This is a genomic window from Pandoraea sp. NE5 (genome assembly GCF_024363545.1).
GTDB classification, from domain to species: Bacteria; Pseudomonadota; Gammaproteobacteria; order Burkholderiales; family Burkholderiaceae; genus Pandoraea; species Pandoraea cepalis.
The window spans coordinates 2,852,551-2,877,028 of the sequence record NZ_AP025517.1; the positions used below are offsets into that span (position 1 = coordinate 2,852,551).

Genomic DNA, 24,478 nt, shown 5'->3' on the forward strand with positions numbered 1-24,478 from the left:
CCATGACGCAATCCAAACCGATCTGGCTGCATGTCTGCGACGTGGACGCGATTCCGCGCCTGGGCACGCGCGTGCTGACCCATCCGAGCGGCGACATCGCCCTTTTTCGCGCCGAGAGCGACAAGGTTTTTGCGTTGCGCGACAAGTGCCCACACAAGGGCGGTGCGCTTTCGCTGGGCATCGTGCACGGCGAGAAGGTCACGTGCCCGCTGCACGCCTGGAACATTGACCTGACGACCGGCGAAGCCTGCGCACCCGATGTGGGCTGTGCAGAGCGCTTCGCCGTGCGGATCGACGCGGGCGAGGTGTATGTGTCGCTCGACGAGGCGATCGGTACCGAGGTGAGCGCGGCGACGGCTGCCGCTTGACCCGCTACCCCCGCCCCCCTGACCCCTCGCGATTGCCGGAGCCCCCCATGACAACCCTCACGCAAACCACCTGCTGCTACTGCGGCGTCGGTTGCGGCATGCTCGTCGAGAGCGACGGCGAGCGCATCGTCGATGTGCAGGGCGACCCGGCGCATCCGGCGAACTTCGGGCGTCTGTGCAGCAAGGGCATGACGTTGCCGCTCACCGCGCAGTCGCTTGCCGGACGCGTGCTGACGCCTGAGTTGCGCACCACGCGCGACGCCGAGCGCGCGCCCGCCAGTTGGGACGACGCGCTGGAGACGGTGGCGTCGCGCTTCGCCGACGTTATCCGTCGGCATGGCCCGGACGCCGTCGCCTTTTACGTGTCAGGACAGTTGTTGACCGAGGACTACTACGTCTTCAACAAGCTCGCCAAGGGGCTGGTGCGCACCAACAACATCGACACGAACTCGCGACTGTGCATGTCGAGCGCCGTGAGCGCCTACAAGATGGCGCTCGGCGCAGACGGGCCGCCCACCTGCTACGACGATCTCGAAGCGGCCCGCACCGTGCTGTTCGCCGGCAGCAACATGGCCTACGCGCACCCGGTGCTGTTCCGTCGACTCGAAGCGGCCAAGGCGGCCGATCCGTCGATTCGCTGGATCGTCGTCGATCCGCGCCGCACCGATACGGCGGCGATGGCCGATCTGCATCTGGCCATCGTGCCGGGCACCGACGTTGCGCTCTTTCACGGCATGCTGCACCACCTGATCTGGGAAGGACGCATCGACCGGCGCTACATCGACGCCCATACCGAAGGCTTCGATGCCCTCAAGCAGATGCTGCGCGGCTATACCCCGCAACTGGTGGCCGACATCTGCGGCATCGAAGAATCGGCGTTGCGTCAGGCGGCCGACTGGTTTGGCGAGAGCCCGGCGGCGCTGTCGCTTTATTGCATGGGGCTGAATCAATCGAGCCACGGCACCGAAAAAAATCTCGCGCTCATCCATCTGCATTTGGCCACCGCGCAGATCGGACGCCCGGGCGCCGGGCCGTTTTCGCTCACCGGTCAGCCCAATGCGATGGGGGGGCGTGAAGTGGGCGGGCTGGCCACCATGCTCGCCGCGCATCGCGAGATCGGCAACGCGGCGCATCGCGCCGAGGTCGAGCGCCTTTGGGGCGTGCAGGGGCTGTCGGACCGGCCGGGCCTGCCGGCTGTGGAGATGTTCGACGCCGTGCGCGACGGCCGTATCAAGGCGATCTGGATCGCGTGCACGAACCCCGTGCATTCGATGCCGGACAGCGAGCGCGTGCGTGAAGCGCTCGCCGCTGCGGAGTTCGTGGTGGTGCAGGAGGCGTTTCACCAGACCGACACCGTTCCTTATGCCGACGTGCTGTTGCCCGCAACGAGCTGGGGCGAGAAGGCGGGCACGGTCACGAACTCGGAGCGGCGTATCTCGCGCGTGCGGGCCGCCGTCTCGGCGCCGGGAGAGACCCGGGCCGACTGGTGGATTGCCAGCGAGGTCGCCCGGCGTCTTGCACCCAAGCTCGACGCGTCGCCCGAACCGTTCGCGTTCTCGTCCATCGAGGCCATCTTCGACGAGCATCGCGCGCTCACCGTGGGACGCGACCTCGACATCGGCGGTATCGATTTCGCGCTGCTCGAGCAGCGCGGACCGCAACATTGGCCGTTTCCGGCCGGCGCGGCGCAAGGCGTTGCACGCCGCTACGAGGACGGCGTGTTCGCTACGAGCGACGGCCGTGCACGTTTTCATGCGTTCGAATACCAACCCGTGGCCGAGCCGATCAACGCCCGCCATCCGCTGCGACTGATTACCGGCCGCCTGCGCGATCAGTGGCACGGCATGAGCCGCACGGGGCGTGTGGGGCAGTTGTTCGAGCACGCCCCCGAGCCGGCGCTCACCATGCATCCGGCCGACGCGGCGCGTCGAAGCCTGCGTGCGGGCGATGTCGTGCGGCTATCGAGCCGTCGCGGCGAGCGGGTGTTGACGCTGGCGGTGAGCGACGACGTCGCCTCGGGCACGGTGTTCGTGCCGATGCACTGGAGCGGGCAGTTTCTCGGCGGCGGGGGCGTGAACGACACGACCCTCGGCGCCGTCGACAAGTATTCGAAGCAGCCCGAACTGAAGCACGCCGCCGTGCGCGTCGATCCGATCGCACTGCCGTGGCGGGTGGCGGCGGTGCGGCGCGGCGACGCCCTGCAATTGCACGCGGCGGTGCAGCCATTGTTGGCCGAGCGTCGCTTCGCGACGGTGCGTCTGGAGGGCGACGACCGGATCGTGGTCATGGCCGCCGACAGCGAGCCGGACGCCGATTGGCTGGAGCGCCTGCACACGGCGCTGGCTCTGCCGCGCGACGAATCGCTGCTGGAGTATCGCGATGCGCGCCGGTCGATGACCAAACGCGTGGCATGGTGCGATACCTTGATCGATGGCGTGCTGGTGGCGGGCAGTGAAGCCGATGTCGCCGCGTCGACGTCGCTACTCGCGCGTGTTCGCGAAACGTCTCCCTGGACGCGCGCGCGCCATGCGGTCTTTGTGGCCGACAGCGGGCCGGCTGTGCCACGCGATCGCACGGTGTGCCAGTGCAAGTCCGTGACGGCGTCGAGCATCAACGCGGCGATCGGTGCGGGAGCGGACGTCGCACAGCTCAAGGCGAGGCTCGGCTGCGGGACGGTCTGCGGCTCGTGTGTGCCGGAGTTGCAGCGCATGTGCGCGGCGCCGCTCAACGCTGCGACGCAGCCGCGCGCGACGAATGTCGCTTGAGCCCGGGACATGGGCAGCGCATCGTGAACGTACCGACTGGATTTGAATTGGGCGACATGCAGACCATCGAGGAATTGAGGGAGAACGATCATGAAGAACGGCAAAGTCACCCTGCTGAGCGCCGGTCCCGGCGCGCTGGATCTGCTGACGTTGCGCGCGGCACGCGTGCTCGGGGAAGCCGACGTGCTGCTCGTCGACGATCTGGCCAATCCGGAGATCGCCACGCTCGCGCCGCAGGCCCGCGTGATTGCCGTGGGCAAACGCGGCGGCTGCCGCTCGACGCCACAGGCGTTCATCGAGCGGCTGATGTGCCGCTTTGCGCGACGCGGCGCGCACGTGGTGCGCGTGAAGGGGGGCGACGCGCTGATGTTCGGGCGTGCGGGCGAGGAAATCTCGGCGCTGCGTCGCGCGGGGGTGCCGGTGGAGATCGTCAACGGGGTGTCGTCGGCGTTCGCGGCGGCGGCCGGTTTGGGGATGTCGCTCACCCATCGCGACCACTGTGCGGGCGTGACGTTCGTCACCGCGCACCGGCAGGACGGCAGTGCCCCCAACTGGGCGGCGCTCGCGGCGACCGGCACCACGTTGGCGATCTACATGGGCCTGCATCGGGTCGAGGAACTGAGCGAAACGCTACTGGCGCATCTCGATGCGGCAACCCCGGCGGGGGCGGTCCAGTGGGCGGGCTCGCCGCAAGAGCGGCGAATGGTCACGTCGCTGGGCCGGCTGGCGGCCGACATTCGCACCGCGGGGTTTGCCAGTCCGACTATCCTGCTCGTGGGCGGCGCGGTCGGTGAAGCGGCGCTCGCGGCGGTCGAACCGAGCACGGCAACGGGTGTCGATGAGGGGGATGCCGCCGCGGACACGGTGCGCGACGTTATCGCCAGGGCGGCCTGATGCGTTGTATCTTCACTACCTATACTGAACAGCGCGTGTTCGATTAGCACAAGAGACGTCGCCGACGGGGCGCAGCCGATGCAGCCCCGCAACGGCGACGTGGATGGAATTTCACTGACCGGCCGAGCGCATTGGCCCCCACGAACTTGCCGAAAACACCGGATGCCGGGGACGTCGATCCTCAGGCCGACACGCCCCGCAAAGCAGCAGTCCCTGCCGCCCCTGTCACGACAGCGGGGGCGCACGGCATGCTGCGCGTGCTGCTCGTCACGGATACCGACAAGCCGATTGGCGAGTTGCGGACTGCGCTCGCGCGTCTGGGGTGCGAGATGCTGGTGGAAGTCGCCAAGCCGCAGGCGCTGCCGCGTGTGGTGGAGAGCGAGCGCCCGGACGTCGTCATCATCGATACCGAATCGCCGTCGCGCGACACGCTGGAACAACTCGCGGTGATGAACGCGGCGGCGCCGCGTCCGGTGCTGATGTTCTCGGCCGACGGCAATCAATCGCTGATTCGTGCGGCCGTCGATGCCGGGGTGACGGCATACTCCGTCGAGGGACTGGCGGCAGACCGGCTCGCGCCGATTCTCGAAGTGGCGCTTGCGCGCTTCGCCCATGAGGAAAAGCTGCGCGCACGACTGGCCAAGGCCGAGACCGAACTGGCCGACCGAAAGCTGATCGACCGCGCCAAGCGGCTGCTGATGGACCGACGCAAGATTTCCGAGCAGGAGGCCTACGCCATCCTGCGCAAACGGGCGATGGATCAGGGCGAGAAGCTCGTCGAAGTGGCGCGCCAGCTCGTCTCGATTGCCGAATTACTGGGATAGACACTGCTCATGTCGACGTCATCATGGTTGGCTTCTGACGCGCAATGGCCGGACGGCGTGCCAGAGAAACGTCATCTGCGCGTGGGGTTCATCGCGCTGTCCGATGCGGCGCCGCTGATCGTCGCGAAGCGTCTGGAGCTGGGGCACGAACATGGACTGACCCTGGAGCTGAGCCGCGAGTCGTCGTGGGCGGCCGTGCGCGACAAGCTGCTCACGGGCGAGCTGGATGCCGCGCACTCGCTATATGGCCTCGTGTACGGGGTGCAGTTGGGCATTGGCGGCCCGCGTGAAGACATGGCCGTGCTCATGGTGCTCAATCGCAACGGGCAGGCGGTGACGGTCACGCCGTCGCTGGCCGAGGCGATGGCGCGCACGGGCGACTTGCGCGCGGCGCTGGCGTCGCTCGGGCGCAAGCCGGTCTTCGCGCAGACGTTTCCGACAGGCACGCACGCGATGTTCCTCAATTACTGGTTTGCCGCGCAGGGCATCGATCCGCTCACCGAGATCTCCAGCATCGTGATTCCCCCGGCGCATATGGTTGCCGCGATGGAAGAGGGCGGGCTCGACGGGTTTTGCTGCGGCGAGCCGTGGCATGCCGTGGCCCAGGCGCGCGGGCTGGGGCGCACGGTCGTGGTGTCGAGCGACATTTGGCCCAATCACCCGGAGAAGGTGTTGGCCTGCCGCCGGGACTTTGTGTCGCGCTATCCGAAAACGGCACAGGCGCTGGTGCGCACGCTGCTCAGCGCGTGCCGCTGGCTGGATATGCCCGGGCATCGGGCGGAAGCGGCGGGATGGTTGGCGGAGCCGGCGTGGGTCGGGGCGCCACGCGACCTGATCGCGGCGCGTCTGCTGGGCGACTTCGGCCGCCTGCAAGGACGGCACGCGTTGCTGCCCGTGAGCTTCTTCGACGAGGGCGTGGTGAATTACCCGCACCCTTCGGATGGCATGTGGTTCATCGCGCAATATCGGCGTTGGGGCATGGTGGGCGATGCGGCGGTGGCCGGTGCCGCGCAAACGGCGGCAGCGGTGAGCCAGACGGCGCTGTTCGAGGCGGCGGCACGTGCGGAGGCCGTGCCGGTGGAGGCCACGCCAGCGCACGAGGTGCTTTGCGACGGCAAGGCCTGGGATGCGGCCGTCGCCGGCGATTTACGCGCGTACGTCGATGGATTCGATATTCGGGCCCGGTGATGTCGACCGGCGTGGCGACCGGATCAGACCTTTTTGACGAATTCCGATTTCAGGCTCATGGCGCCAAAGCCGTCGATCTTGCAATCGATATCGTGGTCGCTGTCCACCAGCCGAATGTTCTTCACCTTGGTGCCCATCTTGATCACGCCGCCCGATCCCTTTGGCTTCAAGTCCTTGATAACGGTCACCGTATCGCCATTCTGCAGAAGGGTTCCGGTGGCGTCGCGATAGACGCGTTCGGTGGGTTCCGTTGATGCGGCAGCCTGGGCCGACCATTCATGCGCGCACTCGGGGCAAATGTAGACACCCCCGTCTTCGTACGTGAATTCGGAGTTGCATTTCGGGCAAGCGGGCAAAGTACTCATGTCGATGGGTCCTGAAAGGCCGACGAAGGCGATCAAAGCGCGAAATTATATCGCGGTCGGCGGATTCGCCCGGGCAGTGGTGTTCCCGCGGCAGGGCGCCGCGATCGCGGTCGGGCTTCGATGACATCCCTAATTGATTCAAGCAACCGGATTACGGACACTCGAACGATCGATAATGCAGATTCGATGTTAGTCCCGCCAACGCCCTCTGTTCGTATTCTATGGTCGACGAGACCCGCTTCCCAATCCGCAAGGAATGCCCCCCGGGCGCCTGTACCTGTGATCGGGATAGCCTCATGCAAGACCCGCACGGTGATCGCCGCCTCCTGCTGTTGACGCAGGCGGAGGAGAAACGGCTGATCGCGCGCATCGAAGCCGTGACCAGTTACGCCGATCTGCGACGCGTAGCTGACCTGATGCAGGCCCAGCTCGGGATTTCACTGCAGATCGCGCCGAGTGTGAACGAAGTCCGGACGGTCCGCGGCATCAGCATTCGGTTGGTGGCCAAACCGGGCCTTTGCCGGAAGCTCCACGCGTCGATTCCCGCCGCCGTTCGCCGATGCCTTGATAGTCGTCCCGGTATTGCCTACGCGATCCTGGATGCGCACGATTTGCTGGGTGGCGGTCAATGACGCCGTGACGGCGGGACTCGGTCACGCTGGACGGTCTTCCTCGCTTGTCGAGCACGTGCAGTCACAGTCAGCGACTTGCGCAAGTTGCGCATCGCAACTATATTGGTTGCGATGCGCAACTGATAGGGGTTGAGATATGGATATCGTCGATCTACCTGGCAAGGCTCGCGAAGCGGAGATTCTGGAACTCCGCGACTTCTCGCGTCGACTGGTTCGCGAACTCGGCTTCATGCGAACGACGCTGGCCGACAGCGATCTCGCGCCGTCGGCGGTTCACGCCATCATCGAGATCGGGGCGACGCCCGGAATCAGTGCCAAGGACCTGGGCAACCTGCTGCGGCTGGATAAATCGAACACGAGCCGGCAAGTGGCGAAGCTCGAGGCCAGCGGGCTCGTGAGGCGCACGACGGCAAGCAACGACGCGCGTGCCTCCGAACTCTCTCTGACCGAAGCGGGGCAGCGGCTTCGCAGCAAGATCGACCGCTTTGCTACCGATCAGGTGTCCAGCGCGCTGCGGCGCATCGTGCCCGCGGATCAGGCGGCCCTGGTCCGGGCGCTTGCCCTGTACGCGGACGCGCTCGCACAGGACAACTCGGCCAAAGGCGTGATCGAGGGGGAAGTCTCCGCACAAGTGGTCGAAGGCTATCAGCCGGGGTGTATCGGCGACATTGCCAGCCTGCACGCGCGCTTTTACGCAGAGCACTGGGGGTTTGGCGTGTTTTTCGAGAAGAAGGTGGCAACGGAACTGGCGGCGTTCGCCAGCGGGTTGCCCGCCGACGGCAAAGCGCTGTGGCGCCATGTGGAGAATGGGCGCACGCTGGCCTCGCTCGCGATCGACGGCGACCTTGCTACCGGTGTCGCGCATTTGCGCTGGTTCATCGTCGACGATTCGATGCGTGGGTCCGGGGTTGGGCGGCGTCTGATGGCGCAGGCCATGGCCTTCGTCGACGCGCGCTATCGCGAAACGTACCTATGGACGTTCAAGGGGCTCGATGCCGCGCGGCATTTGTACGAGTCGTTCGGCTTTGCGCTGACCGACGAATCGGAAGGCGAGCAATGGGGGAGCCGGGTTGTCGAGCAACGGTTCTGTCGTCGTGCGGGTAGTGCGCCGTCATAGCGCTCGCGCCCTCAGGCTGCCGGGGGTGGTCCAATGCCGGCGTGCGCCATTTACGATGCATCGGCGGTCCAGGAGCTGCCGCTATCGCGCCGCCACGATCACATGCGCCTGAATTTTGCCAGCGACCGGACCGTTGCCGTGGCGCTGGGCTATCGCCTGCGTTGCCCGCTCGGTGGCGAGTTGAAGCAAGCTGGCGTCGCGCGCTTCGATTTCGTTGCGCAGCGGCGTTCCGAGGCAATAGGCCGTGGCGACGTCGCGCGCCGAGGCCCCGTAACTCACCTTCTCGCGAGTTTCGATCGTCATGTGGACGAACCCGGCGTGGCTTAGGTCCTCCCGGATGCGTGCGACATCGTAATATCCGTGCGGCGTGCGCGCGAGGAATCTTGGCGGGTCGTGCGGAAACAACGCGCCGATGGCTTGAGTGATCTCGTCGGCGAAGGCATTCTCTTCGATGCGATCCCATACGGTGAAGACGAAGCGGCCGCCCGGCGTCAGCATGCGACGCGCCTCGGCATAGCCGGCGGCTCTATCGGGAAAAAACATCGCGCCAAATTGGCAGCAAACGACGTCGAACGATGCATCGTCAAACGGTAGGGCGAGCGCATCGGCCTGCGTCCATTCGATCCGGGCGTCGGTCGGTTGCCTGCCGGCCGCATAGTCGAGCATTGGCTGATTGAGATCGGTGACCACGTAGCGCACGTCAGCGCCGAGCTTCGGCGCGAGCGCTCGCGTGAGCGCACCGCTGCCGGCGGCGGTCTCCAGGATGGATTTGGGCGAGGTGGCAGCGACAATCGCTGCCGTATCCACGGCGTAGGTCTCGAAGATCAACGGCACCATCAGCGTGTCGTAGCACTTCGGAATCGACCCTGCAAATACCTTGTCGGGCTCGAGCATGATGCCCCCTTGAATGCACTGACGATGGCCCCGGGTTACCCAACCGCCTGTTCATTCTAGGCGGACCAAGGCCAGCCCGTTGCCGCATTCGTCGGCGAGAAGGATCACCTGGAATGACAAAAGCCCGTCGACCTTGCGGCCGACGGGCTTTCGAATTTGGTTGCGGGGACAGGATTTGAACCTGTGACCTTCGGGTTATGAGCCCGACGAGCTGCCAGACTGCTCCACCCCGCGTCTGAGAACTGAATAATACGAGAGTTCCGCGCATCGTGTCAAGCATTTATGACATTAAATTTATGGACCTCGGAAAAACATGCGCGACGTGTGCATTTTCGCCGCATCCCGCGCGCACGCCGTATCACTCGGAAGTGAACGTCGTGGCGGCGCTCACCAGCGGATCGTGGCGCCCGCCTGCACGGAGTGGGCGAGCGACGCCGGGTTCAGGCCGCGCTTGTAGCCGAGGTCCAGATCGAGGTCCTTCGTCGGGCTGTAGATCGCGCCGACCAGCGCGTAAGCGGGCTTTGTCCGGGTCGTGGCGTCCGGATTGGTCGCGAGACCGATGTCGGCAACCAGGCGCACAGTGTCCGTCGCGCTGAAAAGCACGGCCGTGGACGCGTTCCACAGGCTCTGTCGGTTGCCGGTGCCGTTGTTGTTCCACGTATAGCCGGCGTTGGCGAGGAATGTCCAGCGATCGAGGTTGTATTGCATCAACAGATTCGCGCCGGTGGTCGCGCGCCCGTTGCCGAGGCCGCGATCCTGGCTGGCCGTCGGCAGCGAGACGAACGGCTTGAGGCCGAGGCTCCACTGATCGGTTTCGAGAAAGCGCCATTTGGCTTGCAACTGGAGGTCGGTGACGCCGCTGGTCCAGCCAGCGCCATCGGGTCGCGTGCGCTGGTAGGGCGCCTGGATGGCGACGTCGAGGTTGGGCATCACACCGTACGTCAGCGTGTTGTTCCATTGTTGCTGGCGGGCGCTCGGCATGGTTATCCACTCGCTGTTCAGCTCGAGTTGCCAGTTGCCGGTGTCCTGTGTGCCGGTGTCGTCCGTTACAAGCGGGTTGGTGGCGTGACCGGTAAGCGGCGCGAGCGCTGCGGCAAGCATCAGAAACTTCTTCATTGAAAACTCCTGCGGGGCGATTGATGTGTCCCGGTGCGAAAGACTGAAAATCCGTCGCGCGGATCGTACGGGGGGCATGTGACACGGTCAACCGAAACCCGCCGAATGTGCGGTATTCGAGATTCGTGTCTTGGGAGCGTTGCTCGTTGACGGGGCTTCGTGGTGGGAGGTAGGGAGGTAGGTAGGGGATAGAGGCGTGGAGACGTGGAGAGGCGCGGAGGTGGAGATGTGAGGGTGAAGAGGCGCACGAAAGGGACGCCGAGGCTGCCTACGTCGTGTATCGAGTGGTAGACTTCGGGCCCATTTTTAGCGGGGCCGGGCGCACCGCCGCCGACTCACCATGCAAGCCAGAAGTCATCTCATTTTCGGTATCGGCGCAACTTGGCTGATGCATCGCACCGGGTGGGCCGCCAGCGTCCACGCCTGGCCCTTGACGCTCGTTGGCGCATTGCTGCCCGACATCGATCACCCGAAGAGCATGCTGGGACGCCGAGTCGCACCGGTGTCGCTCTTGGTCTCCGGTCTCTTCGGCCATCGTGGCATGACGCATTCGCTGCTGCTGCCGATCCTGGCGGTCGTGGGCTGCCTGTATGGCTGGGGCCATGTGCCGGCGTGGATGCTTGCGTTGGCGGCCGGATATTTGTCACATCTGCTGGCCGATTGGCTCACGCCGTCCGGCGTGCCGCTGTGCTGGCCGTTGCGAACGCGCTTCCGTTCGCCGCTTTACGTGACGACCGGGTCGGCGGCAGAGTGGTGCGTGGCCGCGGCACTCGCGTTCGCCATGTGGCGATGGTGGTGAGTGCGCGCGGACGCGCCGGCGGAATCAGCGGAATCAGTGGTAGCGGCGTCGGCTGACACGGCTAACTCGGCTGACAGGCCCGCGAGTCGGCCCGCGCGGATGTCGGTCAGCGCCAGAACAACGGCGGCTCGTCCATGAGGGCAACCTGTTCGCGAAGCTCCAGGATGCGGTCCTGCCAGTAGCGCTGCGTGTTGAACCAAGGAAAGGCGGCGGGGAACGCCGGATCGTCCCAGCGCCGGGCCAGCCAGGCGCTATAGTGCAGCAGGCGCAGCGTTCGCAAGGCTTCTGTGAGATGCAGCTCGCGCGGGTTGAAGTCGGCAAAGTCCTCGTAGCCGGAGAGGACTTCATCGAGCTGGACCGTCATCTCTTCGCGCGTGCCCGAAAGCAGCATCCACAGATCCTGCATCGCCGGCGCCATGCACGTATCGTCGAAATCGACGAAGTGCGGGCCGGCATCGGTCCACAAGACGTTGCCGCCGTGGCAGTCGCCGTGTACGCGCAGCAGTTTCACGTCTCCAGCCCGCTCGTAAGCGCGCGCGACACCGGCGAGCGCCAGGTCGACAATACTGCGCCAGGCGTCGCGCAGGTCGTTCGGAATGAAGTCGCTCGCCCACAGGTAGTCGACCGGGGTGTGTCCGTACGTGTCGATGTCCAGGGTGATGCGGTGCCGGAACGGCTGGATGGCGCCGACTGCGTGGATACGGCCGAGAAAGCGACCGAGCCAATTGAGCGTGTCGGGATCCTGCAGTTCGGGGGCTCGGCCGCCGCGTCGAGGGAAGAGGGCGAAGCGGAAACCGTTGAAATGGTGCAGGGTCGTGCCTTGCGTCTCGAGCGGGGCAACGACCGGAATCTCCTGATGGGCGAGCGCTTGTGTGAAGGCGTGCTCCTCCAGGATGGCGTCGTCGGTCCAGCGCTGGGGGCGATAGAACTTCGCGATGAGCGGAGGGCCGTCTTCCATCCCTACCTGATAGACGCGGTTCTCATAACTGTTGAGGGCGAGCAGGCGCCCGTCGCTGAAATAGCCAAGCTGCTCGACGGCGGCAATGACGGTGTCGGGCAGGAGGGTGGAGAAAGGATGCGCGGGCGCGGAGGCGTCCTGTGAAAGATCAGTGTTCATGGGCGCTATTGTGCCAAAGGCGGTGCGACGGGCGCCGGTACTCTTCTCTATAGCGTCTGGATACAGATAGGACGCGGTGGGACAGGGACGCGAAAACGCAGAAAATTGCATCGCGTTCAAAAAAGTTTCACAAAGGGCTTGCGCGGTTGGTCGAACCTGTCTAATATTCCGTCTCTCGCAACGACGGCGACGCAGCGAAAGCGGCGAAGCGGTGGGGGCGACGGGCTGGAAAGCCCGGTGGTTGGTGGTTTTGGAGCTGGTGAGTTGCTACGGCGACGAGCGAAGAAGGCGAAAAAAACTGTTGACGACGACGAGAAGCTACGACATAATCTTGCTTCTCTGCTGCAGATGCAGCGACGCAGAAAACGAAGCGACGGCGCGGTAAGTGTGCGACGAAGCGAAGTTCGATGCGATTGATCTTTAAAAACTAGACAACCGATAAGTGTGGGCACTCGATGAATGGTGCGTCTGCTTCGGCAGATAAGCTTTAAATTTATTGAGGCTCACATAAGTAATAGGTAAGTTAAGTAATTAACTTGTCAGCATACTTTGAGAGCGACCGGTTCGAGTGATTTATCACGAAAAACCGAAAACAGTAACAGGTTTAAACTGAAGAGTTTGATCCTGGCTCAGATTGAACGCTGGCGGCATGCCTTACACATGCAAGTCGAACGGCAGCACGGGTGCTTGCACCTGGTGGCGAGTGGCGAACGGGTGAGTAATACATCGGAATGTACCTTGTAGTGGGGGATAGCTCGGCGAAAGCCGGATTAATACCGCATACGCTCTGAGGAGGAAAGCGGGGGACCTTCGGGCCTCGCGCTACAAGAGCAGCCGATGTCAGATTAGCTAGTTGGTGGGGTAAAAGCTCACCAAGGCGACGATCTGTAGCTGGTCTGAGAGGACGACCAGCCACACTGGGACTGAGACACGGCCCAGACTCCTACGGGAGGCAGCAGTGGGGAATTTTGGACAATGGGCGAAAGCCTGATCCAGCAATGCCGCGTGTGTGAAGAAGGCCTTCGGGTTGTAAAGCACTTTTGTCCGGAAAGAAATCCTCTGGGTTAATACCTCGGGGGGATGACGGTACCGGAAGAATAAGCACCGGCTAACTACGTGCCAGCAGCCGCGGTAATACGTAGGGTGCAAGCGTTAATCGGAATTACTGGGCGTAAAGCGTGCGCAGGCGGTTTTGTAAGACGGATGTGAAATCCCCGGGCTTAACCTGGGAACTGCATTCGTGACTGCAAGGCTAGAGTATGGCAGAGGGGGGTAGAATTCCACGTGTAGCAGTGAAATGCGTAGAGATGTGGAGGAATACCGATGGCGAAGGCAGCCCCCTGGGCCAATACTGACGCTCATGCACGAAAGCGTGGGGAGCAAACAGGATTAGATACCCTGGTAGTCCACGCCCTAAACGATGTCAACTAGTTGTTGGGGATTCATTTCCTTAGTAACGAAGCTAACGCGTGAAGTTGACCGCCTGGGGAGTACGGTCGCAAGATTAAAACTCAAAGGAATTGACGGGGACCCGCACAAGCGGTGGATGATGTGGATTAATTCGATGCAACGCGAAAAACCTTACCTACCCTTGACATGTACGGAATCCTGCTGAGAGGTGGGAGTGCTCGAAAGAGAACCGTAACACAGGTGCTGCATGGCTGTCGTCAGCTCGTGTCGTGAGATGTTGGGTTAAGTCCCGCAACGAGCGCAACCCTTGTCCTTAGTTGCTACGCAAGAGCACTCTAGGGAGACTGCCGGTGACAAACCGGAGGAAGGTGGGGATGACGTCAAGTCCTCATGGCCCTTATGGGTAGGGCTTCACACGTCATACAATGGTCGGTACAGAGGGCTGCCAAACCGCGAGGTGGAGCTAACCCCAGAAAACCGATCGTAGTCCGGATCGCAGTCTGCAACTCGACTGCGTGAAGCTGGAATCGCTAGTAATCGCGGATCAGCATGTCGCGGTGAATACGTTCCCGGGTCTTGTACACACCGCCCGTCACACCATGGGAGTGGGTTTTGCCAGAAGTAGGTAGCCTAACCGTAAGGAGGGCGCTTACCACGGCAGGATTCATGACTGGGGTGAAGTCGTAACAAGGTAGCCGTAGGGGAACCTGCGGCTGGATCACCTCCTTTCTAGAGCATGCACTGGAAGTTGAGTGTTCACGCTTATCGGTTGTTGACTGCGTAGATCTAAGTCGGGTCTGTAGCTCAGGTGGTTAGAGCACCGTCTTGATAAGGCGGGGGTCGAAGGTTCAAGTCCTTCCAGACCCACCAAGCTTAACCACCGCTTGACCAAGTCAGACGGTAAATGGCTTGATTTGGGGGCATAGCTCAGCTGGGAGAGCACCTGCTTTGCAAGCAGGGGGTCGTCGGTTCGATCCCGTCTGCCTCCACCAATTCCTTAGATCGCACATCGATGTCAGTCAAAAGCTTTTACGTCTGTGGTAAATCCCCAAGTGTGAATGTTTTTGAATGACAGCAATGTCATGCAGTATTTGTTCTTTAACAATTTGGAAGAAGTAGTAGTACAACGGAAGCGCGTTAGAGATGGCGCGTGGAAATTGTACGGGTTGTGATTGTATCAACTAGTATTTAAGTGATCGAAAGATGACTTGGAATACGGCACAACGCGAAAACTCAACCTATAGGGAATGTGCCGAAAGACACACTCGTTATAGGGTCAAGCGAATAAGTGCATGTGGTGGATGCCTTGGCGATTACAGGCGATGAAGGACGCGATAGCCTGCGAAAAGTTGTGGGGAGCTGGCAAATAAGCTTTGATCCACAAATGTCCGAATGGGGAAACCCGGCCCTTTGGGTCATCCTAGACTGAATACATAGGTCTAGTGAAGCGAACGCGGCGAACTGAAACATCTAAGTAGCTGCAGGAAAAGAAATCAACCGAGATTCCCAAAGTAGTGGCGAGCGAAATGGGACCAGCCTTCAAGATTTAGCACCGGTGTTATCAAAACGGAATGGAAAGTCCGGCCATAGTGGGTGATAGCCCCGTATGAGAAAACCCTGGTGTGGAACTAAGCTTGAGAAAAGTAGGGCGGGACACGTGAAATCCTGTCTGAAGATGGGGGGACCATCCTCCAAGGCTAAATACTCGTAATCGACCGATAGTGAACCAGTACCGTGAGGGAAAGGCGAAAAGAACCCCGGGAGGGGAGTGAAATAGATCCTGAAACCGCATGCATACAAACAGTAGGAGCCTCGCAAGGGGTGACTGCGTACCTTTTGTATAATGGGTCAGCGACTTACATTCAGTGGCAAGCTTAACCGAATAGGGAAGGCGTAGCGAAAGCGAGTCCGAATAGGGCGTTCAGTCGCTGGGTGTAGACCCGAAACCAAGTGATCTATCCATGGCCAGGTTGAAGGTGCGGTAACACGTACTGGAGGACCGAACCCACTAATGTTGAAAAATTAGGGGATGAGCTGTGGATAGGGGTGAAAGGCTAAACAAACTTGGAAATAGCTGGTTCTCTCCGAAAACTATTTAGGTAGTGCCTCGTGTATCACCTTCGGGGGTAGAGCACTGTCATGGTTGAAGGGTCCATTGCGGATTACTTCGCCATAGCAAACTCCGAATACCGAAGAGTGCAATCACGGGAGACAGACATCGGGTGCTAACGTCCGGTGTCAAGAGGGAAACAACCCAGACCGCCAGCTAAGGTCCCTAAATATTGCTAAGTGGGAAACGAAGTGGGAAGGCTAAAACAGTCAGGAGGTTGGCTTAGAAGCAGCCACCCTTTAAAGAAAGCGTAATAGCTCACTGATCGAGTCGTCCTGCGCGGAAGATGTAACGGGGCTAAGCAATATACCGAAGCTGCGGATGCGAGCTTGCTCGCATGGTAGGAGAGCGTTCTGTAAGCCTGTGAAGGTGTCTTGTGAAGGATGCTGGAGGTATCAGAAGTGCGAATGCTGACATGAGTAGCGATAAAGGGGGTGAAAGGCCCCCTCGCCGTAAGCCCAAGGTTTCCTACGCAACGTTCATCGGCGTAGGGTGAGTCGGCCCCTAAGGCGAGGCAGAGATGCGTAGCTGATGGGAAGCAGGTTAATATTCCTGCACCGTCGTATGATGCGATGGGGGGACGGATCGCGGAAGGTTGTCCGGGTGTTGGAAGTCCCGGTCCCTGCAGTGGAGAAGGCGCTTAGGCAAATCCGGGCGCGTAATTCAAGGCTGTGGGGCGAGTACCTTCGGGTACGAAGCAATTGGAAGTGGTTCCAAGAAAAGCCTCTAAGCTTCAGTCATACGAGACCGTACCGCAAACCGACACAGGTGGGCGAGATGAGTATTCTAAGGCGCTTGAGAGAACTCGGGAGAAGGAACTCGGCAAATTGGTACCGTAACTTCGGGATAAGGTACGCCCTTGTAGCTTGACTGGCCTGCGCCAGGAGGGTGAAAGGGTTGCAATAAACTGGTGGCTGCGACTGTTTAATAAAAACACAGCACTCTGCAAACACGAAAGTGGACGTATAGGGTGTGACGCCTGCCCGGTGCCGGAAGATTAAATGATGGGGTGCAAGCTCTTGATTGAAGTCCCGGTAAACGGCGGCCGTAACTATAACGGTCCTAAGGTAGCGAAATTCCTTGTCGGGTAAGTTCCGACCTGCACGAATGGCGTAACGATGGCCACACTGTCTCCTCCCGAGACTCAGCGAAGTTGAAGTGTTTGTGATGATGCAATCTACCCGCGGCTAGACGGAAAGACCCCATGAACCTTTACTGTAGCTTTGCATTGGACTTTGAACCGGTCTGTGTAGGATAGGTGGGAGGCTTTGAAGCAGGAACGCTAGTTTCTGTGGAGCCGTCCTTGAAATACCACCCTGGTTTGTTTGAGGTTCTAACCTAGGTCCGTAATCCGGATCGGGGACAGTGCATGGTAGGCAGTTTGACTGGGGCGGTCTCCTCCCAAAGTGTAACGGAGGAGTACGAAGGTACGCTAGGTACGGTCGGAAATCGTGCTGATAGTGCAATGGCAAAAGCGTGCTTAACTGCGAGACTGACAAGTCGAGCAGGTGCGAAAGCAGGTCATAGTGATCCGGTGGTTCTGTATGGAAGGGCCATCGCTCAACGGATAAAAGGTACTCTGGGGATAACAGGCTGATACCGCCCAAGAGTTCATATCGACGGCGGTGTTTGGCACCTCGATGTCGGCTCATCTCATCCTGGGGCTGTAGCCGGTCCCAAGGGTATGGCTGTTCGCCATTTAAAGAGGTACGTGAGCTGGGTTTAAAACGTCGTGAGACAGTTTGGTCCCTATCTGCCGTGGGCGTTGGAAGTTTGAAGGGGGCTGCTCCTAGTACGAGAGGACCGGAGTGGACGAACCTCTGGTGTACCGGTTGTCACGCCAGTGGCATCGCCGGGTAGCTATGTTCGGAAGAGATAACCGCTGAAAGCATCTAAGCGGGAAACTCGCCTTAAGATGAGACTTCCCTGGGAACTCGATTCCCCTTAAGGGTCGTTCAAGACCAGGACGTTGATAGGTCAGGTGTGGAAGCGCAGTAATGCGTTAAGCTAACTGATACTAATTGCCCGTGAGGCTTGATCCTATAACCAGTGTGTTTTTCCTGGTGTGAGTGTCGTGCAGTGTGCCGATACAACTCACAACCCAACCAATGTAGTACTACGCTTCTTCCAAATTGGTTTTGTTGAGCCCCGCTCAGCAGAACATACAAGTTATGCCTGATGACCATAGCGAGTTGGAACCACCCCTTCCCATCCCGAACAGGACCGTGAAACAACTCCACGCCGATGATAGTGCGGATACCCGTGTGAAAGTAGGTAATCGTCAGGCTCCCCCTAAAAACCCCTTGCTAACTCGTGTAGCAAGGGGTTTTTGCTTTTACCCGGCGATAACGCCCAGCCCAGCTTGTCGCGACTGACATCTGTCTGGCTATTGGGACGGAATTCGGTCAGGGTCCCATACTGCAAACTTAAATGCGGGCGTGACGGCGACGGGGCCGAGGGTGCCCCGCAGACGGCGCATTAAGGCGGCCGTTGCCGACCGCCCGCGCTACTGAGCGTCGAACGGCAGCCGATATTGCGCAGGGTCTTCGGGGCGTGGTCGACGGCGACGCAACAGCGCCGCGCTGGGCTTGTCGGGTGCGGGGGCCGGTGGATCTAGCGAGCTGAGGCGAAACGCCGGGCGGCTTAGCGGCAGAACGGCCAGGAGTGCCGCCTTGCCGCGTACCGACGTCGGGATGTCGTCTTCCACTTCGGCCGACTGAGCGCCAGTGACGTCGTATACGACGGTATCGCTCGCCTGATGCAAGGCGGCAAGGCGTCGGCCCAGTAGTCGGTAAATGTCAGGATCAAAGCCGGTCACGGCAGGCAAGGTGTCGACGAAGGCGTCCAACGCGTCACGCGACGTCACAGTGCCCAGATACTGCCAGCGGTCGATCACGTGGTAGTCGACCTCCGAGGTATCGGCGCTGCGTTCTTCAACCGCGATAGGGCCTTCGTACGGCCACGTTTCCAACCGTAGCGTGGCGAGCGCTTGGCGAACGCGCTCGGTGTGCGCGGCGAGCGGCATATCGCCGACGCATACACCATCACAACGCTTGACCTGGTATCCGAAGCACGGCCGGCCGGCGCCCACAGTTTCCAACCCGAGCTGCGCGCAGCACAGACGATGTTCGTCCGCCAGCGTGCGCAGCGCGCTCTGCGCACGCGTGCGCGACGAGAAGGTGCCGTACAAGGCCTCGGCGCCGGCAAAATCGACCGCCTTCGCGCTGACGAGCTCGGGCATGTCGGCATCCGGCGTGAGTTGCCAGCTATAGAGTTGCGAAGCACGGCGCAGTTGACGGTTATGTACCGGCTGCAACTGCTTGACCAGTTGCGACTCCAGCAGCAACGCGCCAAGCTCGCCCACCGTGCAGCGCGCTTCCACACGCCGGATTTCCTGCGAGATACGCAGATCCTTGGCAACCTGATGATCGCTGGAGAAATGTGAACGCACGCGCGCGCGGATGTCGACGCTCTTGCCCACATACAGCAGCGTGTCGCCTTCGCCATAGAAGAGGTAGACGCCGGGGCGGTTCGGCAGGGCATCGATGGCGTCGTCCGGCAACTGCGGCGGCTGGCTCGAACGTTTGGTTACGCGTTGCACCGCCTGCTCGATCAGATCGGGCGTGTAAATCGTGTGAAGCTTTTGCCAGAACTGCCAGAGCAGATCGGCGTCGGCGAGCGCGCGGTGACGGCCCAGCGGGGCGAGGCCGAAGCGGGCGATCAGCGCATCCAGACCATGCCGCGCCGCCGAGGGAAACAGCAGACGCGATAGACGCACCGTGCACAAAACATCGGCTTGGAACGCGATGCCGGCACGCCGGAATTCGTTTTTGAGAAAGCCATAATCGAAGCGCGCATTGTGGGCAACAAACAACTTGCCTTGCAGACGTTCCGCCAATCCGTGCGCCAGCGACTCGAACGACGGCTGACCGCGCACCATCTCATTGGTGATTCCGGTCAGCTGCTGGATGAACGGGGGGATCGGTTCGGCCGGGTCGAGCAGGGTGCTCCACTGTTCCACGCCATGCGGGCCGACTTCGACCACGCCGATCTCGGTGATGCGGTCGCCGAGCGCATTGCCACCCGTCGTCTCCAGATCGACGAAGACCATCGGCGCCGGCAGCGAGCGGGCGAGCGCGTCGGGATCCATCACATCGCGGATCGCGGCGTCATAGGCGTGCTCGATTGCGATGTCCCGCATGTCATCGGTCGCGTTGCGCTTGCGCACTTCGGCCGCGCTCAGGCCGGGCATGCCGGCGCATTGGCGTGCGACGCGATCGGGCGGACGGATCGGTCGGACGGGAACGGCGCCGCGTCGTCGCCAGGCAGGTCGTCACCGGCGAATGCTGCGACGGCGGCACGGAATACCGCCGGTGCCGGGGCGTCGGGCCAGTGCAGATCGACGAGTGCATCGAGCTGCGGTAACGCGCCGTCGCGACGCAGCGCCTCGTCGCCGGGCAGGCGCAGCAGCCGCGCCAGCGTCCACGCCTCATGCCGTGCATGCAGGCCAATATCCGCCTCTGCCTCGTCGGCAATGGCGAGGAGCGTGCGCCAGTCAAGCGTCAATGCCGCTGCCGCTTCGCTCGAATTATTCGCTTCGTTCGATTCCTCAGGGGCTGTCGCAACGGCGGCAGTGCGTGCCGATATGGCTTTCGCGGTCCCCGCACGCTGTTGCGCGTAGCGCGCGGCAATCGCTCTCACGATGCCAGCAAGGTCGCGTTCGGCAGCGCTCAGTGCCAGTTGATCCCAGTCGATGGTTTCCATAAGACATTCCTCGATTGGAGGACATGATACTGTATAAAATCACAGTGCGCGAGTGACGTGACCCGACCGACCCGACGGGGTCGCCGCCGTCGTCGCCGCATGTAATACTTTGCGCCATGCCCACCCTGCGGGAACCCGACCTCGATGTTGACCCTGTATACCTTTGGCCCGTCGTTCGGGCTGCCCGACGCCAGCCCGTTTGTCGTCAAGGCGGAGATGCTGCTCAAGCTCGCCGGACTGCCCTATCGGACGGATCGCAGTGGATTTCGGCATGCCCCCAAGGGCAAGCTCCCCTATATCGATGACGAAGGTGAGATCGTCGCGGACTCCACGTTGATCCGGCTGCACATCGAGCGTAAGTACGGGTTCGATTTCGATGCCGGTCTCACGCCCGAGCGACGGGGCGCCGCGTGGATGTTCGAGAAGGCGCTGGAAGATCATTTCTATTGGCACGTCGTGCAGGCGCGCTGGTGCGACGACGACAACTTCGCCAAGGGGCCGGCCTCGTTCTTCAAGGCGATTCCCTGGCCGGTGCGCCCACTTGCGCAAGCGTTCATCCGTCGCAAGATTCGCGGCACGCTGCACGCGCAGGGCACCGGGCGCTATACGCCTCAGGAGCAAACGCAACTGCTCAAACGCGGCGCACAGGCGGCGGCCGAATTGCTCGGCGACAAACCCTATTTTTTCGGTGATGCGCCGTGCGGCGCCGATGCCACGGCTTTCGGTTTCATCGGTAGCGCCGCGTCGCCGCATTTCCGCATGGCGCTGCGCGACGAAATCGCAAGCCATCCGAATCTGATGGCCTATGTCGCGCGCATGCGGCGCGAGTTCTTTCGCGACGCGGGCGAAGGCTCGAGCGTTTGAGGCGTAACGTCCGATAGGCAGATCGGCAAATCCGCGATTTCACGACGTCACATCGCCGCGAATTGACATCGACTCTGGAGGCCGACGCCGGGCTGGATCAGCCCGCCTCGGAGGCCGTTTCGTCGCTCGGCAGCACGTCGGAGAGCACGAGGTTGCGCCCGGAAATCTTCGCGGCGTACAGCGCGCGGTCGGCGCGCATGCACAGCGCCTCGAGACTTTCATTCTCGTGCCACGTCGCCACGCCGCCACTGAGCGTGTATTGACACACGCCAAACGGACCGGCCACCAGATGTCGGCTCGCCTGACTGCGCAGGCGCTCGGCAATGCGGATTGCACCGGGTGTGTCCGTGCCCGGCAGCAGCACGGCAAATTCTTCTCCGCCCAGTCGCCCGAAGACATCGCCTTCGCGCAGGATATCGCGCACGAGCTTCACGAATTCGCGAAGCACCGTGTCGCCGCCCGCATGGCCGTGGGTATCGTTGATCTGCTTGAAATGATCGAGATCGATGACCACGATCGAGAGAGGCCAACCGCGGGCCACCGCCCGTGCCATCTCCTGACGCGCGAGGAGGTCGAAGTGTTTGCGCGAGAGCGCGCCGGTCAGATAGTCGCGGTTCGCGGCCTCTTCGGCGGTGGCGAGCATGGCGTCGTGAATCATCATGACCGCGCCCATCGTCATGGCGGGCATGACAATCGTGCCGATGGTGAGCATCACGGCGTTGAACATCGTGGGCGCGAACACATCAGGGCCGGGGGCCGGCGTCCAGCCGAAGACCACGCCGCGCACGGCATGCCCGATGGCGAACGCCGCAGCGAGGCCCGTGGTCAGCCAATAGTTGTAAGGATGCCGGCGCGGGGGAATATGTCGGGCAATGAGCACGGCCGTGGCCAGCAGCCACGCCGCGTGAAACGTCGAGACGATGACCACGCGTGCCTGTGGGTCGTCGGTGCCGTAACGCCAGAACACGATGGCGGCAGCGAGCACGCCGAGCGATGCGCCCAATGCCGGCCAATGCGGCGAGCGGCCGAGAAAGCGAGCACAGCCCGCGAAGTAAAGCAGCAGACCGCCCGCGAGGGTGACGTTGGCGACAGCAATCGACACGAAGTCGGGGACGCCGCCGCGCAGCGCAAACAGCGGCAGGGCAATGAGCACCGCAACGTTGGCGAAGCACCACTCGCGAACGCCCGCCACGCGTGAGCGTAGAAGAGACCCCATGATCAGCAACATCATGAAGCTGAGCAGTGAGGTGATCGCGAGCAAAGACGTCGTCAACATGGCGATGACCAGCGGGGGGAAGCGGACATGTGTTGTGCATTGTAATGTACGCCGCTACGCGCGTTACATGCCCAGCACGCCAGTAGAATAGTCGGATCCGTCTTTTTTGTATCAAGGAGTTTGCGTCAATGCCGACGACCCGATCCTATCCGTCAAATCGCGCCCCCCGCTTTCGCCGGCTTCCCATGTTGGCGTTGACCGTCGTGGCCGTTGCCGGTCTTGCCGCGCGCCCGGCGCAGGCGCAGCAAGAGCCGCTGCAGCGCCGCGCAGCCCAGCCGCCACTTTTCTCCAGCCCAGCCAGCAGCGCAAGCGCACCGGCGGCCGATGTCAATCGCGACGTGCGTCCCGCGCTCGAGGCCGCCAATCTTTGGCTGGGACTCACGGACATCAACCGTGGAAAGCAGAGTTGGGAGCAGGCTGCCCCGGTGTTCCAGCGCGCGATCACGGCCGGCGACTGGGCGCAGCGCCTGCAAGCCGCGCGCGAGCCGCTGGGCCGGGTGAAGTCGCGCAAAACCGCGGATGCGGTGTTTACGCGCACCCTGCCCGGGCAGCCGGACGGCGAGTATGTGGTGATTCAGTACAACACAGTCTTTGAGCACAAGGCCGAGGCCCATGAGATGGTGACGATGGTCTTCGGCATCGACAGCCGTTGGCGGGTCGCGGGCTATCTGGTGCGCTGAGGCTGCGCTGGCGGGGCCGCCGGCGGCTGGCCGACGATATCGGCAGATTTACGCCGGTCAGCCCCCCACACGGTGAGCTCTCCCTTAGACGGTGGTGGTGTCGCAGCGCTTTTGCGACGGCGCGGGTCAGAGGTGCTTGTAGTAGAACGTCGTGGCACAGAAGGCCCCGTCGGGCATCAGTGCGAATTTCGGCACGTCGCCCGCGCGTTGCCAGCCGCAGCGCAGATATAGCCGTTCGGCATCGCCGCCAGTCACGGTATCGAGTACGAGCACCTGACGCCCCTCGGCGCTGGCGACCTCGTCAACGGCAGCCATCAATTGCCGAGCCACCCCCAGCCGCCTGGCCGAACGATGAACCAGCATCTTGGCGACGTCCGCTCGATGCGGTTGGTTTTCCGGCAAATCGAGCAACAACTGCACAGTACCGACGATTTCACCATCTTGAGCCGCGTCGGCTTCATGCCGACGGGCGACGAGCAACGCACGCTCACCACGCGCGACGCCTTCAGCCACGTTGCGCCAGAATGCGGTGGCGCGCTCACGTGTAAGCGGTAGCATGAAACTCACCGATGCACCGCCCTCCACGCAGTCGATGAGTATGTCGGCAAGCACATCGATCGCCGCCAAGGCTTGGGCCCCGTCGAGTCGTTGCACGGCGACGGGCGAGGCGACTGATGATAAATCAAGCGACATCACTGTACTCTCCTTGCAGCAACGAACGGTAGCGTGACGAGCCCGACCAGGTAGCGTGCAGTGGCCGGCGTGGGATTGTGGAAGCCGATCGGTTGATCGAGCCGCATGGCCAGACAATCGCCAGTGTCGAGCCGCCACGCGACGTTGCCCAGCGTGACTTCGATGGCGCCATCGATGACCCAGATCTGCTGCCAGACCTCATTCTCGCGCGCTCCGGTATCGTAGGCGACGCGCTCACCCGCGAGAAACTGCACTTCGACAAGCTGCAACGGCGACGGCTGCGCCGGCGAAAGGTTGCGTCGCACGTAGCCCGAGTCCGGATCCGTCCAGACCGGCTGGTCAGCACGGCGTGCGAGCGGCGACGGTGGCGTGTCTTCCCGTGCCCGGTCGTCGAACAACGACGCGAGCGTTACGTCGAGCGCGGTGGCAAGCTTATCGAGCACGTTGGCCGTCGGACTGGTCTGCGCCCGCTCGATGAGCGAGATGCTCGAGCGGCTCACGCCGCTGCGTTCCGCCAGCGTATCCAGCGAATAGCCGCGCTCGCTGCGCAGATCGCGCACACGGCGGGCGATACGTTCGTTAATGTCCATGGTTTCCAGTGT

19 protein-coding genes, 3 tRNA genes and 3 rRNA genes are annotated in these 24,478 nt (G+C 62.2%); 15 read left to right on the top strand and 10 right to left on the bottom strand.

The genetic code is table 11. From position 1 onward, the window contains the following. The first annotated feature begins 2 nt into the window (after nucleotides 1-2). The 5 genes from nirD (at nucleotide 3) to PanNE5_RS13055 (ending at nucleotide 6,039) form a co-directional block, all read left to right on the top strand. Complete coding sequence (gene nirD, locus PanNE5_RS13035) at nucleotides 3-368, top strand: nitrite reductase small subunit NirD (protein WP_017233899.1); 366 nt, start codon at nucleotides 3-5, stop codon at nucleotides 366-368. A gap of 47 nt (nucleotides 369-415) precedes the next feature. Continuing rightward, nucleotides 416-3,133, top strand: a complete 2,718-nt coding sequence (locus tag PanNE5_RS13040) for a nitrate reductase (RefSeq protein WP_261938097.1) — start codon at nucleotides 416-418, stop codon at nucleotides 3,131-3,133. Nucleotides 3,134-3,223: 90 nt separating this feature from the next. Beyond that, nucleotides 3,224-4,027, top strand: coding sequence for a uroporphyrinogen-III C-methyltransferase (gene cobA / locus PanNE5_RS13045; protein WP_261938098.1), 804 nt, complete (start codon nucleotides 3,224-3,226; stop codon nucleotides 4,025-4,027). A 248-nt stretch (nucleotides 4,028-4,275) separates the two neighbouring features. Then, nucleotides 4,276-4,851 carry an ANTAR domain-containing response regulator gene (locus tag PanNE5_RS13050; RefSeq protein ID WP_017233896.1) on the top strand — a complete coding sequence of 192 codons (576 nt, stop codon included), beginning with the start codon at nucleotides 4,276-4,278 and terminating at the stop codon, nucleotides 4,849-4,851. 9 nt (nucleotides 4,852-4,860) lie between these two features. Next, a complete protein-coding gene (locus tag PanNE5_RS13055) occupies nucleotides 4,861-6,039 on the top strand; it encodes a CmpA/NrtA family ABC transporter substrate-binding protein (RefSeq protein ID WP_017233895.1) in 1,179 nt (392 codons plus the stop codon). Between the two features lie 23 nt (nucleotides 6,040-6,062). On the opposite strand, the gene PanNE5_RS13060 is transcribed toward PanNE5_RS13055, so the two are convergent. Then, entirely contained in the window at nucleotides 6,063-6,404 is a 342-nt protein-coding gene (locus PanNE5_RS13060; RefSeq protein ID WP_017233894.1) for a zinc ribbon domain-containing protein YjdM, read from the bottom strand. A 296-nt stretch (nucleotides 6,405-6,700) separates the two neighbouring features. Here PanNE5_RS13060 and PanNE5_RS13065 point away from each other — a divergent pair, with 296 nt between their 5' ends. Beyond that, on the top strand, nucleotides 6,701-7,036 hold the full coding sequence (locus PanNE5_RS13065) for a hypothetical protein (RefSeq protein WP_261938099.1): 336 nt from the start codon (nucleotides 6,701-6,703) through the stop codon (nucleotides 7,034-7,036). Nucleotides 7,037-7,172: 136 nt separating this feature from the next. Continuing rightward, nucleotides 7,173-8,153: a bifunctional helix-turn-helix transcriptional regulator/GNAT family N-acetyltransferase gene (locus tag PanNE5_RS13070; protein ID WP_261938100.1), complete on the top strand. Its 981-nt coding sequence runs from the start codon at nucleotides 7,173-7,175 to the stop codon at nucleotides 8,151-8,153. A gap of 81 nt (nucleotides 8,154-8,234) precedes the next feature. Here the strand turns inward: PanNE5_RS13070 and PanNE5_RS13075 are convergent, their stop codons facing one another. The 3 genes from PanNE5_RS13075 to PanNE5_RS13085 all read right to left on the bottom strand — a co-directional run bounded on the left by PanNE5_RS13075 (nucleotide 8,235) and on the right by PanNE5_RS13085 (nucleotide 10,163). Continuing rightward, entirely contained in the window at nucleotides 8,235-9,047 is an 813-nt protein-coding gene (locus PanNE5_RS13075; RefSeq protein WP_261938101.1) for a class I SAM-dependent methyltransferase, read from the bottom strand. A 157-nt stretch (nucleotides 9,048-9,204) separates the two neighbouring features. Beyond that, nucleotides 9,205-9,281 (bottom strand) — tRNA-Met (locus PanNE5_RS13080). 153 nt (nucleotides 9,282-9,434) lie between these two features. Beyond that, on the bottom strand, nucleotides 9,435-10,163 hold the full coding sequence (locus PanNE5_RS13085; RefSeq protein ID WP_017233889.1) for a transporter: 729 nt from the start codon (nucleotides 10,161-10,163) through the stop codon (nucleotides 9,435-9,437). 340 nt (nucleotides 10,164-10,503) lie between these two features. Here PanNE5_RS13085 and PanNE5_RS13090 point away from each other — a divergent pair, with 340 nt between their 5' ends. Beyond that, entirely contained in the window at nucleotides 10,504-10,962 is a 459-nt protein-coding gene (locus tag PanNE5_RS13090) for a metal-dependent hydrolase (RefSeq protein ID WP_017233888.1), read from the top strand. Nucleotides 10,963-11,068: 106 nt separating this feature from the next. Here PanNE5_RS13090 and PanNE5_RS13095 read toward each other — a convergent pair whose 3' ends face one another. Next, the gene (locus PanNE5_RS13095; RefSeq protein ID WP_261938102.1) at nucleotides 11,069-12,079 is read right to left on the bottom strand and encodes a serine/threonine protein kinase; all 1,011 of its coding nucleotides are present in this window, start codon (nucleotides 12,077-12,079) and stop codon (nucleotides 11,069-11,071) included. Between the two features lie 606 nt (nucleotides 12,080-12,685). Between PanNE5_RS13095 and PanNE5_RS13100 the strand changes: the two genes are divergently transcribed. From PanNE5_RS13100 to rrf, 5 genes are all read left to right on the top strand, one after another. Continuing rightward, nucleotides 12,686-14,218, top strand: a 16S ribosomal RNA gene (locus PanNE5_RS13100). A 64-nt stretch (nucleotides 14,219-14,282) separates the two neighbouring features. Beyond that, nucleotides 14,283-14,359: transfer RNA gene (locus PanNE5_RS13105), tRNA-Ile, on the top strand. Between the two features lie 46 nt (nucleotides 14,360-14,405). After that, nucleotides 14,406-14,481 (top strand) — tRNA-Ala (locus PanNE5_RS13110). A 282-nt stretch (nucleotides 14,482-14,763) separates the two neighbouring features. Further along, a 23S ribosomal RNA gene (locus tag PanNE5_RS13115) occupies nucleotides 14,764-17,641 on the top strand. 132 nt (nucleotides 17,642-17,773) lie between these two features. Then, nucleotides 17,774-17,886, top strand: a 5S ribosomal RNA gene (gene rrf / locus PanNE5_RS13120). Together the 16S, 23S and 5S rRNA genes with 2 tRNA genes alongside form the textbook arrangement of a ribosomal RNA operon. 219 nt (nucleotides 17,887-18,105) lie before the next feature. Here the strand turns inward: rrf and PanNE5_RS13125 are convergent. After that, entirely contained in the window at nucleotides 18,106-19,851 is a 1,746-nt protein-coding gene (locus tag PanNE5_RS13125) for a 3'-5' exonuclease family protein (protein WP_261938103.1), read from the bottom strand. After that, nucleotides 19,839-20,363 carry a DUF2471 family protein gene (locus PanNE5_RS13130; protein ID WP_017235080.1) on the bottom strand — a complete coding sequence of 175 codons (525 nt, stop codon included), beginning with the start codon at nucleotides 20,361-20,363 and terminating at the stop codon, nucleotides 19,839-19,841. The genes PanNE5_RS13125 and PanNE5_RS13130 overlap by 13 nt, the downstream gene beginning before the upstream one ends. Before the next feature lie 144 nt (nucleotides 20,364-20,507). Here PanNE5_RS13130 and PanNE5_RS13135 point away from each other — a divergent pair, with 144 nt between their 5' ends. Continuing rightward, a complete protein-coding gene (locus tag PanNE5_RS13135; RefSeq protein WP_017235079.1) occupies nucleotides 20,508-21,227 on the top strand; it encodes a glutathione S-transferase family protein in 720 nt (239 codons plus the stop codon). Between the two features lie 97 nt (nucleotides 21,228-21,324). On the opposite strand, the gene PanNE5_RS13140 is transcribed toward PanNE5_RS13135, so the two are convergent. Further along, nucleotides 21,325-22,503, bottom strand: coding sequence for a GGDEF domain-containing protein (locus PanNE5_RS13140; protein ID WP_261938104.1), 1,179 nt, complete (start codon nucleotides 22,501-22,503; stop codon nucleotides 21,325-21,327). Between the two features lie 128 nt (nucleotides 22,504-22,631). Between PanNE5_RS13140 and PanNE5_RS13145 the strand changes: the two genes are divergently transcribed. Further along, entirely contained in the window at nucleotides 22,632-23,183 is a 552-nt protein-coding gene (locus PanNE5_RS13145; protein ID WP_083902373.1) for a DUF4019 domain-containing protein, read from the top strand. A gap of 126 nt (nucleotides 23,184-23,309) precedes the next feature. Here PanNE5_RS13145 and PanNE5_RS13150 read toward each other — a convergent pair whose 3' ends face one another. Continuing rightward, nucleotides 23,310-23,876, bottom strand: a complete 567-nt coding sequence (locus PanNE5_RS13150) for a GNAT family N-acetyltransferase (RefSeq protein WP_017235076.1) — start codon at nucleotides 23,874-23,876, stop codon at nucleotides 23,310-23,312. Further along, nucleotides 23,876-24,466 (bottom strand): helix-turn-helix domain-containing protein, encoded by a 591-nt coding sequence (locus PanNE5_RS13155; protein WP_017235075.1) that lies wholly within the window; start codon nucleotides 24,464-24,466, stop codon nucleotides 23,876-23,878. Before PanNE5_RS13155 ends, PanNE5_RS13150 begins: the two co-directional genes overlap by 1 nt. Nucleotides 24,467-24,478 lie beyond the last annotated feature (12 nt).

What these genes read in the sequence shown, in the direction of transcription:
- nirD (WP_017233899.1), top strand. Translation starts at nt 3, where the DNA reads ATGACGCAATCCAAACCGATCTGGCTGCATGTCTGCGACGTGGACGCG.
- PanNE5_RS13040 (WP_261938097.1), top strand. Translation starts at nt 416, where the DNA reads ATGACAACCCTCACGCAAACCACCTGCTGCTACTGCGGCGTCGGTTGC.
- cobA (WP_261938098.1), top strand. Translation starts at nt 3,224, where the DNA reads ATGAAGAACGGCAAAGTCACCCTGCTGAGCGCCGGTCCCGGCGCGCTG.
- PanNE5_RS13050 (WP_017233896.1), top strand. Translation starts at nt 4,276, where the DNA reads ATGCTGCGCGTGCTGCTCGTCACGGATACCGACAAGCCGATTGGCGAG.
- PanNE5_RS13055 (WP_017233895.1), top strand. Translation starts at nt 4,861, where the DNA reads ATGTCGACGTCATCATGGTTGGCTTCTGACGCGCAATGGCCGGACGGC.
- PanNE5_RS13060 (WP_017233894.1), bottom strand. Translation starts at nt 6,404, where the DNA reads ATGAGTACTTTGCCCGCTTGCCCGAAATGCAACTCCGAATTCACGTAC.
- PanNE5_RS13065 (WP_261938099.1), top strand. Translation starts at nt 6,701, where the DNA reads ATGCAAGACCCGCACGGTGATCGCCGCCTCCTGCTGTTGACGCAGGCG.
- PanNE5_RS13070 (WP_261938100.1), top strand. Translation starts at nt 7,173, where the DNA reads ATGGATATCGTCGATCTACCTGGCAAGGCTCGCGAAGCGGAGATTCTG.
- PanNE5_RS13075 (WP_261938101.1), bottom strand. Translation starts at nt 9,047, where the DNA reads ATGCTCGAGCCCGACAAGGTATTTGCAGGGTCGATTCCGAAGTGCTAC.
- PanNE5_RS13085 (WP_017233889.1), bottom strand. Translation starts at nt 10,163, where the DNA reads ATGAAGAAGTTTCTGATGCTTGCCGCAGCGCTCGCGCCGCTTACCGGT.
- PanNE5_RS13090 (WP_017233888.1), top strand. Translation starts at nt 10,504, where the DNA reads ATGCAAGCCAGAAGTCATCTCATTTTCGGTATCGGCGCAACTTGGCTG.
- PanNE5_RS13095 (WP_261938102.1), bottom strand. Translation starts at nt 12,079, where the DNA reads ATGAACACTGATCTTTCACAGGACGCCTCCGCGCCCGCGCATCCTTTC.
- PanNE5_RS13125 (WP_261938103.1), bottom strand. Translation starts at nt 19,851, where the DNA reads ATGCCCGGCCTGAGCGCGGCCGAAGTGCGCAAGCGCAACGCGACCGAT.
- PanNE5_RS13130 (WP_017235080.1), bottom strand. Translation starts at nt 20,363, where the DNA reads ATGGAAACCATCGACTGGGATCAACTGGCACTGAGCGCTGCCGAACGC.
- PanNE5_RS13135 (WP_017235079.1), top strand. Translation starts at nt 20,508, where the DNA reads ATGTTGACCCTGTATACCTTTGGCCCGTCGTTCGGGCTGCCCGACGCC.
- PanNE5_RS13140 (WP_261938104.1), bottom strand. Translation starts at nt 22,503, where the DNA reads ATGTTGACGACGTCTTTGCTCGCGATCACCTCACTGCTCAGCTTCATG.
- PanNE5_RS13145 (WP_083902373.1), top strand. Translation starts at nt 22,632, where the DNA reads ATGCCGACGACCCGATCCTATCCGTCAAATCGCGCCCCCCGCTTTCGC.
- PanNE5_RS13150 (WP_017235076.1), bottom strand. Translation starts at nt 23,876, where the DNA reads ATGTCGCTTGATTTATCATCAGTCGCCTCGCCCGTCGCCGTGCAACGA.
- PanNE5_RS13155 (WP_017235075.1), bottom strand. Translation starts at nt 24,466, where the DNA reads ATGGACATTAACGAACGTATCGCCCGCCGTGTGCGCGATCTGCGCAGC.